The organism is Clavibacter michiganensis, from assembly GCF_016907085.1.
Classification (GTDB): Bacteria; Actinomycetota; Actinomycetes; order Actinomycetales; family Microbacteriaceae; genus Clavibacter; species Clavibacter michiganensis_O.
In genome coordinates, this window is sequence record NZ_JAFBBJ010000001.1 from 3,265,262 (window position 1) to 3,279,754 (window position 14,493).

A 14,493-nucleotide genomic window follows, 5' to 3' on the forward strand; every position below is an offset into this window, starting at 1 on the left:
ATACCCGTTCTCGATATCAAAACCGAACGGGCGGCGGGTCATGCGCCGCTGATGCCCTTCAGCAGCAGCGCCGTCGTCACCGCGGCCTCGGCCGCCTCGGCGCCCTTGTCCTCCTTCGAGCCCGGGAGCCCCGCGCGCTCGAGGCCCTGCTGCTCGTCGTCGAGCGTGAGCAGCCCGAAGCCGATGGGCTTGCCCGTGAGGAGCGACGCCTGCGTGAGGCCCGAGGTCGCCGCGTCGGACACGTACTCGAAGTGCGGGGTGCCGCCGCGGATGATGACGCCGAGCGCGACGACCGCGTCGGCTCCCGCGTCGAGCGCCGCGCGGGCGACCACGGGCAGCTCGAAGCTGCCGGGCACGCGGATCACCGTGGTGGTGACGCCGGCCGCGTCGAGCACGCGCTGCGCGCCCGCGAGCAGGCCCGCGCTGATCTCGTCGTGCCAGCGTCCGGCGACGACGGTGACCCGGAGGCCCGTCCCGTCGAGCGCGGTGGGGTCGATCTCGGGTGCTCCGTGTCCGCTCATGCGGTCTCCTCCTGGGGTGATGCGGTCGTGGTGGTCAGGCCGTCGGGCGCCTCGGCGTCCGGGTAGGCGTCGGGTCCGATGTGCATGTCGGTGTCGAGCACCATCCGGTGCCCCATGCGGTCGCGCTTCGTCTCGAGGTAGCCCGCGTTCACGTCGTTGACGCCGACGACGAGCGGCACGCGCTCCGTCACCTCCACGCCGTGAGCCTCGAGCTGCCGCACCTTCTCGGGGTTGTTCGTGAGCAGGCGCACGTCCTCGATCCCCATCTCCTGCAGGATCGCCGACGCCGCGCCGTAGTCGCGCGCGTCCGCCGGCAGGCCGAGGGCGACGTTGGCGTCGAGCGTGTCGAAGCCGTCCTCCTGCAGCCGGTAGGCGCGCAGCTTGTTGATGAGGCCGATGCCGCGCCCCTCGTGTCCGCGCAGGTAGACGACCACGCCGCCGTCGCGCTGGATCTCGTCGAGAGCGGCGTCGAGCTGGGGACCGCACTCGCACTTGAGGGATCCGAGCGCCTCGCCCGTCAGGCACTCCGAGTGCACCCGCACGAGGGTGCCGTGCGCGCGCGGCTCGCCCGCGACGATCGCCACGTGGTCGGCGCCCGTGGTGCGGTCGCGGTAGGCGCGCAGCCTCACGGAGCCGTGCGTGGTGGGGACCGTGGTCTCCACCTCGAAGATCACGCGCGACGCCTCGGGGATCGCGACGGCGGGCTCGAGCGGCCGGTCGCAGTGGAACTCCTCCAGGTGCGCCTTGAGCGCCTCGATCGTGACGACCAGCACGCCCTCGCGCTCGCCGAGGGCGAGGAGGCCGGGGAGGCGCATCATCTCGCCGTCGTCCTGCACGATCTCGCTGATCGCGCCGACGGGCGTGAGGCCCGCGAGCGTGAGCAGGTCGACGGCGGCCTCGGTGTGGCCGTCGCGCTCGCGCACGCCGCCGTCCGCCGCGCGCAGCGGGAGGATGTGGCCCGGCCGGTGCAGGCTCGTCGGCACGCTGCCGAGGTCGGCGAGCACGCGCAGGGTGTGCGCGCGGTCGGACGCGCTGATGCCCGTGGAGAGCCGGTCGGCGGCGTCGACCGAGACCGTGTACGCGGTGCCGCGCGGATCCCGGTTGTCGGCCACCATGAGCGGCAGCTCCAGCCGGTCGGCGATCTCGTTGGTCATGGGCGCGCAGATGAAGCCCGACGAGTGCCTCACGAGCCAGGCCACCCACTCGGGCGACGCGGACTCGGCGGCGAGGAGCACGTCGCCCTCGTTCTCGCGGCCCTCGTCGTCGACGACGATCACGGGTCGTCCGGCGCGCAGCTCCTGCAGCGCGGCGGGGATGTCGGCGAGGCTCACGAGCGGGCCTCCGTCCGGGCGTCGCGCGCGTCGAGCGCGAGCATCCGCTGCACGTGCCGCGCGAGCACGTCGGTCTCCAGGTTGACCTCGTCGCCGATCTCCAGCGCGCCGAGCGTCGTCGCGGTGAGCGTCTCGGGGATGAGCGACACCTCGAACCACGCGTCGGCGTCCGGGGTGTCGGTGGGGCTGACGGCGCTCACGGTGAGGCTGACGCCCTGCACGGTGATGGATCCGCGGTCGACCACGAGCGGAGCGAGGTCGGCGGGCAGCGAGAAGCGGAGGATCCGCCACGCCTCGCCCGGCGTCGTCGCGATGAGGCGCCCGGTGCCGTCGACGTGGCCCTGGACGATGTGGCCGCCCAGCCGGTCGCCCACGCGCGCGGCGCGCTCCAGGTTCACGCGATCGCCCACGCCGAGCCGGCCGAGCGAGCTCATGACGAGCGTCTGCCGCATGACGTCGGCGGTGAAGCCCTCGGGCGTCTGCGCGACGACCGTGAGGCACACGCCGTCGACGCTGATGGAGTCGCCGTGGCGGGCGTCGGACACCGCGAGCGGCGCCTCCACCGTGATCCGGGCGGAGTCGCCCTCGGCGTCGAGCGCGAGGACGCGTCCGCGCTCCTCGATGATCCCTGTGAACATCACTGGCCTTCCGTGGTGGGTCGCGCGATCACGAGGAGGTCGTCCCCGAGCCGCGTCGTGCTGATGAGGGTGAGTCGGTGGGCGGCGGGCATGCTCGCGACGCCGAGGTCGCCGGTCGCGGTGCGGGGGCCGCCGAGGAGGACGGGTGCGAGGTAGGCGACCACCTCGTCCACGAGGCCGGCGGCGACGAGCGCGGAGACGATCGTGGGGCCGCCCTCCACGAACACGTGGCGGATGCCCCGGCTCCCGAGCTCCGCGAGCGCGGCGGCGGGGTCGTGGCCGTCGATGCGGATGAGGCGGCGCGGGTGGCGGTGCACGGCCGCGTCCTCCGGGATCGCGCGGTCGCCGAGCACGACGGGCGCGGGCTGGTGCGGGTACGGGATCCCGTCGGGCCGGCGGGCCGTGAGCGCGGGGTCGTCGGCGAGCACGGTGCCGGTGCCCACCAGGATCGCGTCGGCCTCGGCGCGGCGGCGGTGCACGTCCTCGCGGGCGGCGGGCCCCGTGATCCAGCGGCTCGTGCCGTCGGCGGCGGCGATGCGACCGTCGAGGCTGGAGGCCCACTTCGCGGTGACGAACGGGCGGCCGAGCCGCGCGGATCCGAGCCACACCCGGAGGAACGCCGCGGCCTCCTCGGCGAGCACGCCGGGCACGACCTCGACGCCCGCGGCGCGCAGCCGGGCCGCGCCGCCGGAGGACTCGGCGCCCGGGTCGGCGACCGCGTAGGCGACGCGCGCGATGCCCGCCTCGATGAGCGCGGCGGCGCACGGGCCGGTGCGGCCGGTGTGGTTGCACGGCTCGAGCGTGACGACGGCGGTGGCCCCGCGCGCCCCGCCCGCGGGCAGCTGCCGCAGCGCGTCGACCTCGGCGTGGGCGGATCCGGCGCCGCGGTGGCGGCCCTCGGCGATGACGCGGCCGGAGGCGTCGAGGATCACGCAGCCCACGCGCGGGTTCGGGCCCCACGCGGGGCCCTCGGCGGCGAGCTCGAGGCCGCGGCGCATGGCGCGCTCGAGCGCGCCGGCCGCGGGCTGGCCGGTCGCCGGCGCGTGCGCGGGTGCCGTCGGGTCGTCGTGCATGGTGTCCTCGTCCGTGGACGGACTCCGGGCGCGGTCGACGAGACCTCGACGCCGGCAGGGTCGCTGGCGCCGCGTGCTGCCTCCCATCCGGACTTTAACCGTCGGTCCCGGAATCCCACCGGATCGGCGGACGAGGCTCCCGGGGACCCGGTCGCGCTTCGTCCGTTCGCGGACTGTCACCGCCGGCTCGGATTTCCACCGACCCCGGAGCACGTGTATGGGTCGAGATTAGCCCACCCGGCTGCGGGGCCGGGGTCCGTGACGCTCCGCGACCTACGCCGTCAGCGGACGCCGACGAGGTCCACGGCGTCGGCGAGCTCCTCGAGCGCGCTGATCCGCACGGCGCCCGCGGGCAGGGGGGCGTCCCCGTCGCCGAGGGCGTCGAACCAGACGCCGCCGGCCAGGCCCGCGTCGACCGCCCCGAGCGCGTCGGTGCGGAGCCGGTCGCCCACCATCACGGCGTCGGCCGGACCCACGCCCGCCTCCGCGCAGGCGAGCAGGAAGATCCGCGGGTCGGGCTTGGTGAAGCCCAGGTCCCCGGAGCAGACGACGGGGGAGAGGCGCGCGGTCAGCCCGGCCGCGGCGATCTTCGGCTCCTGCTGGCTGCGCTCGCCGTTCGTCACGACGCCGAAGCGCACGCCAGGGTGCCGGCGCGCGATCTCGTCGAGCGCCTCCACGGCACCGGGCAGCGCGCGCCACGACGCCTCGTACCCGGCGAGGTAGCCGCCGAACCAGACGTCGGTCGCGGCGTCGTCGTCCGCGAGGGCGACGGCGAGGTCGGTGGCGTCGCCGGCTCCCCACGCCGCGAGGAACCCGCGCACGCGCGCCCGCCGCTGGCCGGTGTAGTCGAGCTCGCCCGCGAGGTACCGGTGGTAGTGCTCCTCCTCGAGCGCGACCCACAGCGCGACGGCCCGGTCGCGCTCGGCGGCGTCGGCCGGATCGAGCAGCCCGCGCGCGGCGAGGTGCGCGGTGATCCCGTCGGCCACGGCGCCGCGGTGGTCCACCAGCGTGTCGTCGAGGTCGAGCAGGACCAGCCGCAGGGTCATCGGCCCGCGCGCCGCACGAGTCCGACGGCGTCGTAGACGCGCGCGAGCATGGCGTCGGCCCGCTCCTCGGCGCGCGCGGCGTTGCCGGCGAGCACGCGGTCGAGCTCGGCCGGGTCGTCGAGCAGCTCGAGGGTCCGCGCGCGGACGGGCTCGAATACCCCCGTCACCACCTCGGCCACGTCCTTCTTCAGGTCGCCGTAGCCGCGGCCCGCGTAGCGCTCCTCGAGGGCCTCCACGGCCGTGCCCTCGAAGGCCGACAGGATCGTCAGCAAGTTGGAGACGCCGGGCTTCTCGCCGCGGTCGAAGCGGATCTCGCGGCCCGTGTCGGTGACGGCCGAGCGGATCTTCTTGGCCGTCTTCGCGGGCTCGTCCAGCATCCACACGACGCCCGCGTCGCTGGCGGCGGACTTGCTCATCTTCGACGTCGGGTCCTGCAGGTCGTAGATGCGGGCCGTGTCCTTCTGGATCATCGGCTCCGGGATCCGGAAGACGTCGCCGAACCGCGAGTTGAAGCGCTTCGCGAGGTCGCGCGTGAGCTCCACGTGCTGCTTCTGGTCGTCGCCGACGGGCACGAGCTCGGTGCCGTAGAGCAGGATATCGGCCGCCATGAGCGTCGGGTACGCGAAGAGGCCGAGCGTCGTCGCGTCGGCGCCCTGCTTCTGCGACTTGTCCTTGAACTGGGTCATGCGGCTGGCCTCGCCGAACCCGGTGAGCGTGTTGAGGATCCACGCGAGCTCCGCGTGCGCCGACACGTGCGACTGCACGAAGAGCGTCGAGACGGCCGGGTCGATGCCCGCCGCGATGTACTGCGCGGCGGTGCGCCGGGTGCTCGCCCGGAGCGCCGCGGGATCCTGCGGGACGGTGATGGCGTGCAGGTCGACGACGCAGAACACGGCGTCGTGCGTGCTCTGCAGCTCCTTCCACTGGAGGAGCGCGCCGATGTAGTTGCCGATCTGCAGCGAGTCGGCGGACGGCTGCATGCCGGAGAAGAGGACGGGACGTGCGGTCATGGCGATGCCTTCGTGAGGGGGAGCGCGGGGCGCTCGCGGGGCGCCGGGGCGGCGCGGAGGGAGGGGAGTGCGAGGCGGGGCGACGGGTCAGATCGCGTAGTCGACGACCACGGGCGTGTGGTCCGACCATCGCTGGTCGTACGCCTCGGCGCGGTCGACCGCGTAGCCCACGACCTTCTCGGCGAGGGCCGGGGTCGCGAGCTGGTAGTCGATGCGCCAGCCGGTGTCGTTGTCGAACGCCTTGCCGCGCCAGCTCCACCACGTGTACGGGCCGTCGACCTCGCCGGCCTGCTGGCGGCCGACGTCCACCCAGCCGAGGCCGGGGCCGGTGGATCCGTCGACGCCCGTGATCTCCTCGCCGCTCGCGCCGAGGATGCGGTCGAGGTAGGCGCGCTCGCGCGGCAGGAACCCGGCGCGCTTCACATTGCCCTTCCAGTTGCGGATGTCGAGCTCGCGGTGCCCGACGTTGAGGTCGCCCACGACCACCGCGAGCTCGGAGTGCGCGGCGATCTCGGGCAGGCGCCGCTCCATCCCGTCGAGGAACCTCCACTTCTCGTCCTGCTTGGCGGTGCCGACCTCGCCGGAGTGCACGTAGGCGCTCACGACCGTGACGATGGTGCCGTCCACGTCGTAGTCGGCCTCGAGCCAGCGGCCCGCGCTGTCGAAGTCCTCCTCGCCGATGGCGACGCGGTGGATGTCCGCGCGGCGGCGGCTCGCGATCGCGACGCCCGCGCGGCCCTTGGCGGTCGCGGCGTCGTGCAGCACGTTCCACTCGGGGCCGAGGAGGCCCTCGATGTCGCTCGTCTCGGCGCGGACCTCCTGGATGGCGAGGATGTCGACGTCACGCGTGGCGAGCCAGTCGCCCATGCCCTTGCGGAACGCGGCCCGGATGCCGTTCGTGTTGATGGACGCGACGCGGAGGTTCGAGGGCATGGTCTCGATCCTAACGGCGGCGTCGGCGGCGGAGTCCGAGCAGCACCCGCGTGATGCCGCGCGACTGGTCGTACCGCTCCCGCTCCCGCGCGCGCTCCTCCTCCTCGAGGATCCGGCGGGCCTCGTCGAGCTTCGCGAGCCGCTCCCTCTCGAGCTGCTCGGGGGTGAGGTCGCGGGCGTCGATGCCCTTGTCGGCCATGCTCACGGCGATCCACGACGCGCAGATCAGGATGACCTGGCAGATGAGGTTGAACCAGATCAGGAGCCCGATGATCACCGCGAACGACGCGAGCAGCGGGTTCCGGCTCGCGCCGCCGAGGAGCGCCGTGCCGAGCACCTTGAGCACGCCCATGGCGACGCCGCCGAGGAGCGCGCCCTGGAGGAGCTGCGGCCGCGGGATCCTGACGCCCGACAGGATCCGGTACGCCCCCGCGAGCACGGCCGTGTCGAGCGCGAGCACGAGCGCGAGGCCCACGGTGCGGCCGACGACGACGGCGAGCAGCGAGTCCTCGCCGACCTGCATCAGCCCGAACACGAAGCCGAGGAGCCCGGTGCTGACCACCGAGAGCGCCGCCGAGAGCAGCATCGCGAGCGCGAACACCAGGGCGAGCCCGAGGTCCTTGACCTTGAGGAGCAGGAAGAACGTGGTGGGCGGCGGCAGCTCGAAGATGCGGCGCACCGAGTCGCGCGTCGAGGCCAGCCAGCCGAGCGCGGTCACGAGCAGGCCGATGGAGCCCACGATGCCCGCGATGGAGATGGTGCTCGACTTCAGCAGCTCCTGCGGATCCTCGATCACTCCATCCGGTCCGAAGAGGCCGGGCACCGCCCCCTGGATCAGCGTGAGCAGCGAGTCCAGCAGCAACGGGTTGTCCGCGAGCACGGATCCCGCCACGGAGAACCCGACGGCCAGCGCCGCGAACACCGCGAAGACCGCCTGGTACGACATGCCGGCCGCGAGGATCGGTCCGCCCGCTGCCCCGTAGGCGAGGAACACCCGCACGGGCTTCAGCGCCATCACGCGGGCGAAGAGCGCGGGGATGCCGGTGGGCGCGGTCGGCTCCGCGGGCGTCGTGCCGGTGGAGGGGGATGCGGGACGTCCGCGGCCGTCGGGGGCGGTCATCCCCCGAGGATACGGTCCGCCGAGCCCCTGGTAGCGTGGACGGGCCGTTCCGGCAGCCCGACCGGACAGGCCACCCGCGCCGACGACGTCCGTCCGCGCGTCACGCACCCGAGCGAGGGAGTCCCTGTGCGCATCACCGGCATCGGAGTAGGACACGGAGTGGCCACCGGCCCCGTCATGCGGATGCCCGACCCGCTGCCCGAGCCCGGCACCGAGGCATTCACGGGCGACGCCGACGCCGAGGTCGCCCGCGTCGCCGACGCCCTCGCCGCGACGGCCGACGACCTGGCCGCGCGCGGAGCCCGCGCCGGCGGCGACGCGAAGGACGTGCTCGACGCGCAGTCGCTCATGGCGCGCGATCCCGCCCTCCTCGACTCGGTCGGCCGCCTCGTCGGCCAGGGTCGCTCGGGCGAGCGCGCCGTGTTCGAGGCGTTCGCCACCTTCCAGGAGCTCCTCACGGGCATGGGCGGCTACATGGCCGAGCGCGCGGCGGACCTCGCCGACGTCGCGCAGCGCGTCATCGCCCGCCTCCGCGGCGTGCCCGCGCCCGGCATCCCCACCGCGGACGCGCCCTTCGTCCTCGTCGCGCGCGACCTCGCGCCCGCCGACACCGCCCTCCTCGAGCTCGACCGCGTGCTCGCCCTGGTCACCACGGACGGCGGCCCCACCAGCCACACCGCGATCCTCGCCCGCAGCCGCTCCATCCCCGCCATCGTCGGCGCGACGGGCGCGGCCGACCTCGTGGAGGGCACCGAGGTCGTCGTCGACGCCGCGGCCGGCCTCGTCATCGCGGACCCGTCCGACGCCGAGCGCGAGGACGCCGTCCGCCGGATCCGCGCCCGCGAGGAGGCGCTCGCCGCCCCCGTCACCGACGGCGCGCTCGCCGACGGCACCCCCGTCCCGCTCCTCGCCAACCTCGGATCCCCGGCCGAGGCCGCGCGCGCGGTCGAGCTCGGCGCCGAGGGCGTCGGTCTGTTCCGCACCGAGTTCCTGTTCCTCGACGCCGCCGAGGCCCCGTCCGTCGCCGCGCAGACCGCGCAGTACACCGCGCTCCTCGAGGCCTTCCCGGGCCGCAAGGTCGTCGTCCGCGCGCTCGACGCCGGCGCCGACAAGCCCCTCGCCTTCCTGACCGACGCCGACGAGGAGAACCCCGCGCTGGGCCTCCGCGGCCTGCGTGCCCTCCGCGCGCACGAGCAGATCCTCCGCGACCAGCTCACCGCCCTGGCGGCGGCCGACGCGGCCACCGACGCCGACCTCTGGGTCATGGCGCCCATGGTCGCCGACGCCGAGGAGACGGCGTACTTCGTCGAGCTCGGCCGCGAGCTCGGCCTCCGCACGGTCGGCGTCATGGCGGAGGTGCCGTCGCTCGCGCTCCTCGCCGACCAGGTCGTGGAGGTCGCCGACTTCGTGAGCGTCGGCACGAACGACCTCACGCAATACACGATGGCGGCGGACCGCCTGCTCGGCTCGGTCGCCTCCTACCAGGACCCGTGGCACCCGGCGGTCCTCCGCCTCGTGCGCGCCCTCGGCGACGCCGGCCGCGCGACCGGCACGCCCGTCGGCATCTGCGGCGAGGCGGCGGCGGATCCGCTCCTCGCGGTGGTCCTCGTCGGCCTCGGTGCCACGAGCCTCTCGATGACCCCGGCGGCGCTGGCCGACGTCCGCCTCGAGCTGTCGCACCGCACCCTCGACGACGCGCGCACGGCCGCCGAGGCCGTGCTCACGGCGCGCACCGCAGCCGAGGCCCGTGCTGCCGCCGAGCGGATCCTCGTCGCCCGGTAGACCCGCGCTCTGACTCCGCCCGCTCAGGCGGAAGGCCCCGCCGCTCCGAGGAGCTGCGGGGCCTTCGTGGTGCGGGGGAGCGGAGGCGCTACGCCTTGCCGCGCATGATCGCCTGCTTGACCTCGGCGATCGCCTGCGTCACCTGGATGCCGCGCGGGCACGCCTCGGAGCAGTTGAAGGTCGTGCGGCAGCGCCACACGCCCTCCTTGTCGTTGAGGATGTCGAGGCGCACGTTCGACTCGTCGCGCGAGTCGAAGATGAAGCGGTGCGCGTTGACGATGGCGGCGGGGCCGAAGTACTGGCCATCGGTCCAGAACACGGGGCAGGACGACGTGCACGCGGCGCAGAGGATGCACTTGGTGGTGTCGTCGAAGCGGGCGCGCTCGGCCGCGGACTGGATCCGCTCCTTGCCCTTCTCCGGCTTCGTGTTGGAGATGAGGAACGGCTGCACGTCGCGGAACGACTCGAAGAACGGCTCCATGTCGACGACGAGGTCCTTCTCCAGCGGCAGGCCCTTGATGGCCTCCACGTAGATGGGCTGCGAGATGTCGAGGTCCTTGATGAGCGTCTTGCAGGCCAGGCGGTTGCGGCCGTTGATGCGCATCGCGTCGGATCCGCACACGCCGTGCGCGCAGGAGCGGCGGAAGGTCAGCGACCCGTCCTGCTCCCACTTGATCTTGTGCAGCGCGTCGAGGATGCGGTCGGTCGGGTAGACCTCGACGTCGAAGTCCTCCCACCTCGGCTCCGCGTCCTGGCCGGGCAGGTACCGGCGGATGATGAGGGTCACCGTGAAGGTGGGGATGGCCGAGGCCTCTCCCGCGGGAGGTGCGTCCAGTGTTGCGGTGCTCACGTGTGCGGTCCTATTCCGATCGGTGATGCGGTGATGTGCGGCGGCGCTGACCCGAGGGGTCAGTACTTCCGCTCCATCGGCTGGTAGTTCGTGATGACCACGGGCTTGGTGCTGAGCTTGATGTGGTCGCCGGCGTCCGTGCTGTGGGCGTCGCCGGTGAGGTACGCCATGGTGTGGACCATGTAGTTCTCGTCGTCCCGCTTCGGGAAGTCCTCGCGGAAGTGCCCGCCGCGGCTCTCCTTGCGGTACATCGCCGAGTAGACGACGACCTCCGCGAGGTCGAGGAGGAAGCCGAGCTCGATGGCCTCGAGCAGGTCCGTGTTGAAGCGCTGGCCCTTGTCCTGCACCTGGATGTTCGTGTACCGCTCGCGCAGGTCGGCGATCACCTTGGTGACCTCGATCAGCGTGTCCTCGGTGCGGAACACCTGGGCGTTGCGGTCCATCGACTCCTGCAGCTCGCGACGCAGCGTCGAGATCCGCTCGGTGCCGTTGGAGTTGCGCGCGCCCTCGACGAGGCCCTTGACGAAGTCGGCCGCGTCGGCGGGAAGCGGCGTGAAGTCGACCGTCTTCACGTACTCGGCCGCGTAATTGCCCGCGCGCTTGCCGAAGACGTTGATGTCGAGGAGCGAGTTCGTGCCGAGGCGGTTGGATCCGTGCACCGAGACGCACGCGCACTCGCCGGCCGCGTAGAGGCCGGGAACCACGGTCGTGTTGTCGGAGAGGACCTCGGCCTTGATGTTGGTGGGGATGCCGCCCATCGCGTAGTGCGCGGTCGGCAGCACGGGCACGGGCTCCGTGTACGGCTCGACGCCGAGGTACGTGCGCGCGAACTCCGTGATGTCCGGGAGCTTCGCGTCGATGACGGCGGGCTCCAGGTGCGTGATGTCGAGGTAGACGTAGTCCTTGTTCGGTCCCGCGCCGCGGCCCTCGCGGATCTCCGTCGCCATGCAGCGCGCCACGATGTCGCGGGGAGCCAGGTCCTTGATGGTGGGGGCGTACCGCTCCATGAAGCGCTCGCCCTCGCTGTTGCGGAGGATCGCGCCCTCGCCGCGGGCCGCCTCCGACAGGAGGATGCCGAGGCCTGCCAGGCCGGTCGGGTGGAACTGGAAGAACTCCATGTCCTCGAGCGGCAGGCCCTTGCGCCAGATGATCCCCACGCCGTCGCCCGTGAGCGTGTGCGCGTTCGAGGTCGTCTTGTAGATCTTGCCGAAGCCGCCGGTCGCGAAGATCACGGCCTTGGACTGGAAGACGTGGATCTCGCCGGTGGAGAGCTCGAGGGCCACGACGCCCGCGGGCTGCTCCTTGCCGTCGACCTCCGCCATGACGAGGTCGAGGACGTAGAACTCGTTGAAGAAGTTGATGCCGAACTTGACGCAGTTCTGGTACAGCGTCTGCAGGATCATGTGGCCCGTGCGGTCCGCCGCGTAGCAGGACCGGCGGACGGGGCTCTTGCCGTGGTCGGCCGTGTGGCCGCCGAAGCGGCGCTGGTCAATCTTGCCGTCGGGCGTGCGGTTGAAGGGCAGGCCCATGTTCTCGAGGTCGATGACCGCGTCGATGGCCTCCTTCGCGAGGATCTCCGCCGCGTCCTGGTCGACGAGGTAGTCGCCGCCCTTGACGGTGTCGAAGGTGTGCCACTCCCAGCTGTCCTCCTCGACGTTCGCGAGGGCGGCCGCCATGCCGCCCTGCGCGGCGCCCGTGTGGGAACGGGTGGGGTAGAGCTTCGAGATGACGGCCGTGTTCGCCTGCGGTCCCGCCTCGATCGCCGCGCGCATGCCGGCGCCGCCCGCACCCACGATCACGATGTCGAACTGGTGGTAGTGGACGCCGTCCACGATGGTGCTCGCGGAGGGCTCGGAACCGGGGGTCGCGGTGTCAGTGGTCACGGGCTTCTTTCTCGAGGCGGATGGGGAAGCGGGCTACAGGTCGCCGCAGAAGGAGGGGAGCAGGTCGGCGGGCTGGCCGGCGGGGCACGGGTCGAAGGTGAAGACGACCAGCGTGCCGAGCACCAGCAGGACGACCGTGGACGTCACGAGCGCGCCCTTGAGGATCGTGCGGGTGCGGGGCGACGCGGCGTAGTCGTTCACGAGGGTGCGCATGCCGTTGGCGCCGTGGATGACCGCGAGCCAGAGCAGCGCGATGTCCCACACCTTCCAGAACGGGTCGGAGAGCTTGCCGCCGACGAAGGCGAAGTCGATGGCCTTGATGCCCTCGCCGTTGATGAGGTTGACGTAGAGGTGGCCGAAGATGAGCACGACGAGCACGACGCCCGAGGCGCGCATGTACATCCAGCCCCACTTCTCCCAGTTCACGCCGCCCTGCTTGCGCGGCTGCCGGGGCTGGCGGGGACGCTCGATGCTCACCTGCTGTGCGATGTCGCTCATGATCAGATCCATCCCGCTTCGCTGAACACGTTGATGAGGTGGCGCGGCACGAAGCCGGCCATGAGCACGACCCACAGCCCGATGACCACGTAGAACATGAGGCGCTGGTGCTTGGCGCCGAAGCGCCAGAAGTCGATGAGGATGATCCGCAGCCCGTTGAGCGCGTGGAACCCGATGGCGCCGACGAGCGCGACCTCGCCGATGCCCATGACGGGGTTCTTGTAGGTCCCGATGACCGCGTTGTACGCCTCGGGGCTCACGCGGATGAGGCTCGTGTCGAGCACGTGCACCAGGAGGAAGAAGAAGATGGACACGCCGGTGATGCGGTGCAGCACCCATGACCACATGCCCTCGCGGCCCCGGTACAGCGTCCCCGCGGGGACCTTCGGTGCGCGAGCGATGTGCGGTTCGCGGGTTCCTGCCGTCTTGATGGACACGGAACGACCCTCCCTGATGCTGGTGCCCCGTGGGCGGAGCGCCTTCGCGCCGACATTGCGCGTCGCCGTCGAGTCTACGGCCCGGGTCCGCGCGGTCACCCGTTAGGGCACCCTAAGCGTCGACGTCCGCCGGAGGGCCCTGATCAGGCGACGACGGGGACGGGCCCGGCGCCCGCGGCGTCGTTCGCGTGCAGCGCCGAGCGGCGGGCCGAGACGGCGCGGCCGTAGTGCCCGATGAGCTCGTCGCCGATCGTGGCCCAGGAGCGGCCGAGGACCGCCCGTCGACCGGCCTCGCCCATCCGCAGGCGCATGGGCTCGCTCGCGACGAGCTCGTCCACCAGCCGTCGCAGGTGCGCGTCCCGCGGTGAGGCGGGATCGAAGAGGAACCCGTCCGTGCCGTGGTCGACGAGGTCGATGGGGCCGCCGGCGTGCGGCGCGACCACCGGGAGGCCGGACGCGTGCGCCTCCTGCACGGTCTGGCCGAACGTCTCCTCGGTGCCGGTGTGCACGAACACGTCCATGGCGGCGTACGCGGCCGCGAGCTCGCGACCGCCCACGCGGCCGAGCCACGTGACGGGCATGCCCGCCAGGGCGCGGCGGGCGGAGGCCTGGCTCGGGCCGTCGCCGGCGATGAGGAAGCGCACGCCGCGGATCCCGCGGAGGGCCTGGAGGCGCTCGAGCTGCTTCTCGGGGGCGATGCGCCCCACGTAGCCGACGACCGTCTCGCCGCCCGGCGCGACGCGGTGCCGCAGCGCGACCGCGTCCTCCATGGCCCGGTTGCGCGGGTGGTAGCGGTCGAGGTCGACGCCGCGGCCCCAGCGGGCGACGCGCTCGACGCCCGCCGCGGCGAGGTCGGCGGCCGCGGCGCTCGAGGGCGCGAGGGTCAGGTCGGCGCCCTGGTGGATCCAGCGCACGAGCCGCCACACGTACGGCGCGGTCGCGGCCAGCCTGTTCCGGCGCGCGTAGCCCGCGACGTCGGTCTGGAAGATGGCGACGGAGGGCGTGTCGATGCGCGTCGCGGCGGCGATGGCCTGCGCCCCCAGGAAGAGGGGCGACGCGGCGTGCAGCACGTCCGGCGCGAAGTCGGTGAGGAGGCGCAGCACCTGGGGGTTGGGGATCCCGACCGGGAACTGCCGGTAGGCGAAGGCGGGCACGCCGTGGACGGGGAAGCCCGCGAACTCGGACGGGGCGCCGGCGTCCGGGGCGATCACGATGGCCTGGTGCCCGCGGTCCCGCAGGTGCTCGAGCACCCGGCAGACGCTCGTGGTCACGCCGTTGACGGTGGGGAGGAAGCTCTCGCTGACGACGGCTACGCGCATGCCCTCGACGCTAGGCACGGGTGCCGACGCCGTCGCCGCGGCCCCGTGAACG

14 protein-coding genes and 1 riboswitch are annotated in these 14,493 nt (G+C 73.0%); of the genes, 1 reads left to right on the forward strand and 13 read right to left on the reverse strand.

The genetic code is table 11. From position 1 onward, the window contains the following. Positions 1-38: 38 nt before the first annotated feature. From ribH to JOE38_RS15430, 8 genes are all read right to left on the reverse strand, one after another. Positions 39-521: a 6,7-dimethyl-8-ribityllumazine synthase gene (gene ribH / locus JOE38_RS15395; protein WP_204577050.1), complete on the reverse strand. Its 483-nt coding sequence runs from the start codon at positions 519-521 to the stop codon at positions 39-41. Continuing rightward, positions 518-1,852: a GTP cyclohydrolase II gene (gene ribA, locus JOE38_RS15400; RefSeq protein ID WP_204577051.1), complete on the reverse strand. Its 1,335-nt coding sequence runs from the start codon at positions 1,850-1,852 to the stop codon at positions 518-520. Before ribA ends, ribH begins: the two co-directional genes overlap by 4 nt. Then, entirely contained in the window at positions 1,849-2,490 is a 642-nt protein-coding gene (locus tag JOE38_RS15405; protein WP_204577052.1) for a riboflavin synthase, read from the reverse strand. The genes ribA and JOE38_RS15405 overlap by 4 nt, the downstream gene beginning before the upstream one ends. Continuing rightward, positions 2,490-3,563, reverse strand: a complete 1,074-nt coding sequence (ribD, locus tag JOE38_RS15410) for a bifunctional diaminohydroxyphosphoribosylaminopyrimidine deaminase/5-amino-6-(5-phosphoribosylamino)uracil reductase RibD (protein ID WP_204577053.1) — start codon at positions 3,561-3,563, stop codon at positions 2,490-2,492. The genes JOE38_RS15405 and ribD overlap by 1 nt, the downstream gene beginning before the upstream one ends. A gap of 71 nt (positions 3,564-3,634) precedes the next feature. Then, a riboswitch (FMN riboswitch) is annotated at positions 3,635-3,778 on the reverse strand. Positions 3,779-3,844: 66 nt separating this feature from the next. Then, on the reverse strand, positions 3,845-4,609 hold the full coding sequence (locus tag JOE38_RS15415) for an HAD family hydrolase (RefSeq protein ID WP_204577054.1): 765 nt from the start codon (positions 4,607-4,609) through the stop codon (positions 3,845-3,847). Continuing rightward, positions 4,606-5,619: a tryptophan--tRNA ligase gene (gene trpS, locus JOE38_RS15420; protein WP_204577055.1), complete on the reverse strand. Its 1,014-nt coding sequence runs from the start codon at positions 5,617-5,619 to the stop codon at positions 4,606-4,608. The genes JOE38_RS15415 and trpS overlap by 4 nt, the downstream gene beginning before the upstream one ends. An 87-nt stretch (positions 5,620-5,706) precedes the next feature. Continuing rightward, positions 5,707-6,552, reverse strand: coding sequence for an exodeoxyribonuclease III (locus JOE38_RS15425; RefSeq protein WP_204577056.1), 846 nt, complete (start codon positions 6,550-6,552; stop codon positions 5,707-5,709). A gap of 10 nt (positions 6,553-6,562) precedes the next feature. Next, positions 6,563-7,672: a YihY/virulence factor BrkB family protein gene (locus tag JOE38_RS15430; RefSeq protein WP_204577057.1), complete on the reverse strand. Its 1,110-nt coding sequence runs from the start codon at positions 7,670-7,672 to the stop codon at positions 6,563-6,565. Between the two features lie 126 nt (positions 7,673-7,798). On the opposite strand from JOE38_RS15430, the gene ptsP reads away from it, so the two are divergent. Further along, positions 7,799-9,454 (forward strand): phosphoenolpyruvate--protein phosphotransferase, encoded by a 1,656-nt coding sequence (ptsP, locus tag JOE38_RS15435; RefSeq protein ID WP_204577058.1) that lies wholly within the window; start codon positions 7,799-7,801, stop codon positions 9,452-9,454. Positions 9,455-9,542: 88 nt separating this feature from the next. Here the strand turns inward: ptsP and JOE38_RS15440 are convergent, their stop codons facing one another. The 5 genes from JOE38_RS15440 to JOE38_RS15460 all read right to left on the reverse strand — a co-directional run bounded on the left by JOE38_RS15440 (position 9,543) and on the right by JOE38_RS15460 (position 14,441). Continuing rightward, the gene (locus JOE38_RS15440; protein ID WP_012037655.1) at positions 9,543-10,304 is read right to left on the reverse strand and encodes a succinate dehydrogenase iron-sulfur subunit; all 762 of its coding nucleotides are present in this window, start codon (positions 10,302-10,304) and stop codon (positions 9,543-9,545) included. A 59-nt stretch (positions 10,305-10,363) separates the two neighbouring features. Beyond that, on the reverse strand, positions 10,364-12,187 hold the full coding sequence (gene sdhA, locus JOE38_RS15445; protein WP_086520802.1) for a succinate dehydrogenase flavoprotein subunit: 1,824 nt from the start codon (positions 12,185-12,187) through the stop codon (positions 10,364-10,366). A 33-nt stretch (positions 12,188-12,220) separates the two neighbouring features. Then, the gene (locus JOE38_RS15450) at positions 12,221-12,685 is read right to left on the reverse strand and encodes a succinate dehydrogenase hydrophobic membrane anchor subunit (RefSeq protein WP_045526948.1); all 465 of its coding nucleotides are present in this window, start codon (positions 12,683-12,685) and stop codon (positions 12,221-12,223) included. Positions 12,686-12,687: 2 nt separating this feature from the next. Further along, a complete protein-coding gene (gene sdhC, locus JOE38_RS15455; protein ID WP_307838899.1) occupies positions 12,688-13,122 on the reverse strand; it encodes a succinate dehydrogenase, cytochrome b556 subunit in 435 nt (144 codons plus the stop codon). A 143-nt stretch (positions 13,123-13,265) separates the two neighbouring features. Then, positions 13,266-14,441 carry a glycosyltransferase family 4 protein gene (locus JOE38_RS15460; protein ID WP_204577059.1) on the reverse strand — a complete coding sequence of 392 codons (1,176 nt, stop codon included), beginning with the start codon at positions 14,439-14,441 and terminating at the stop codon, positions 13,266-13,268. Between the last annotated feature and the right edge of the window lie 52 nt (positions 14,442-14,493).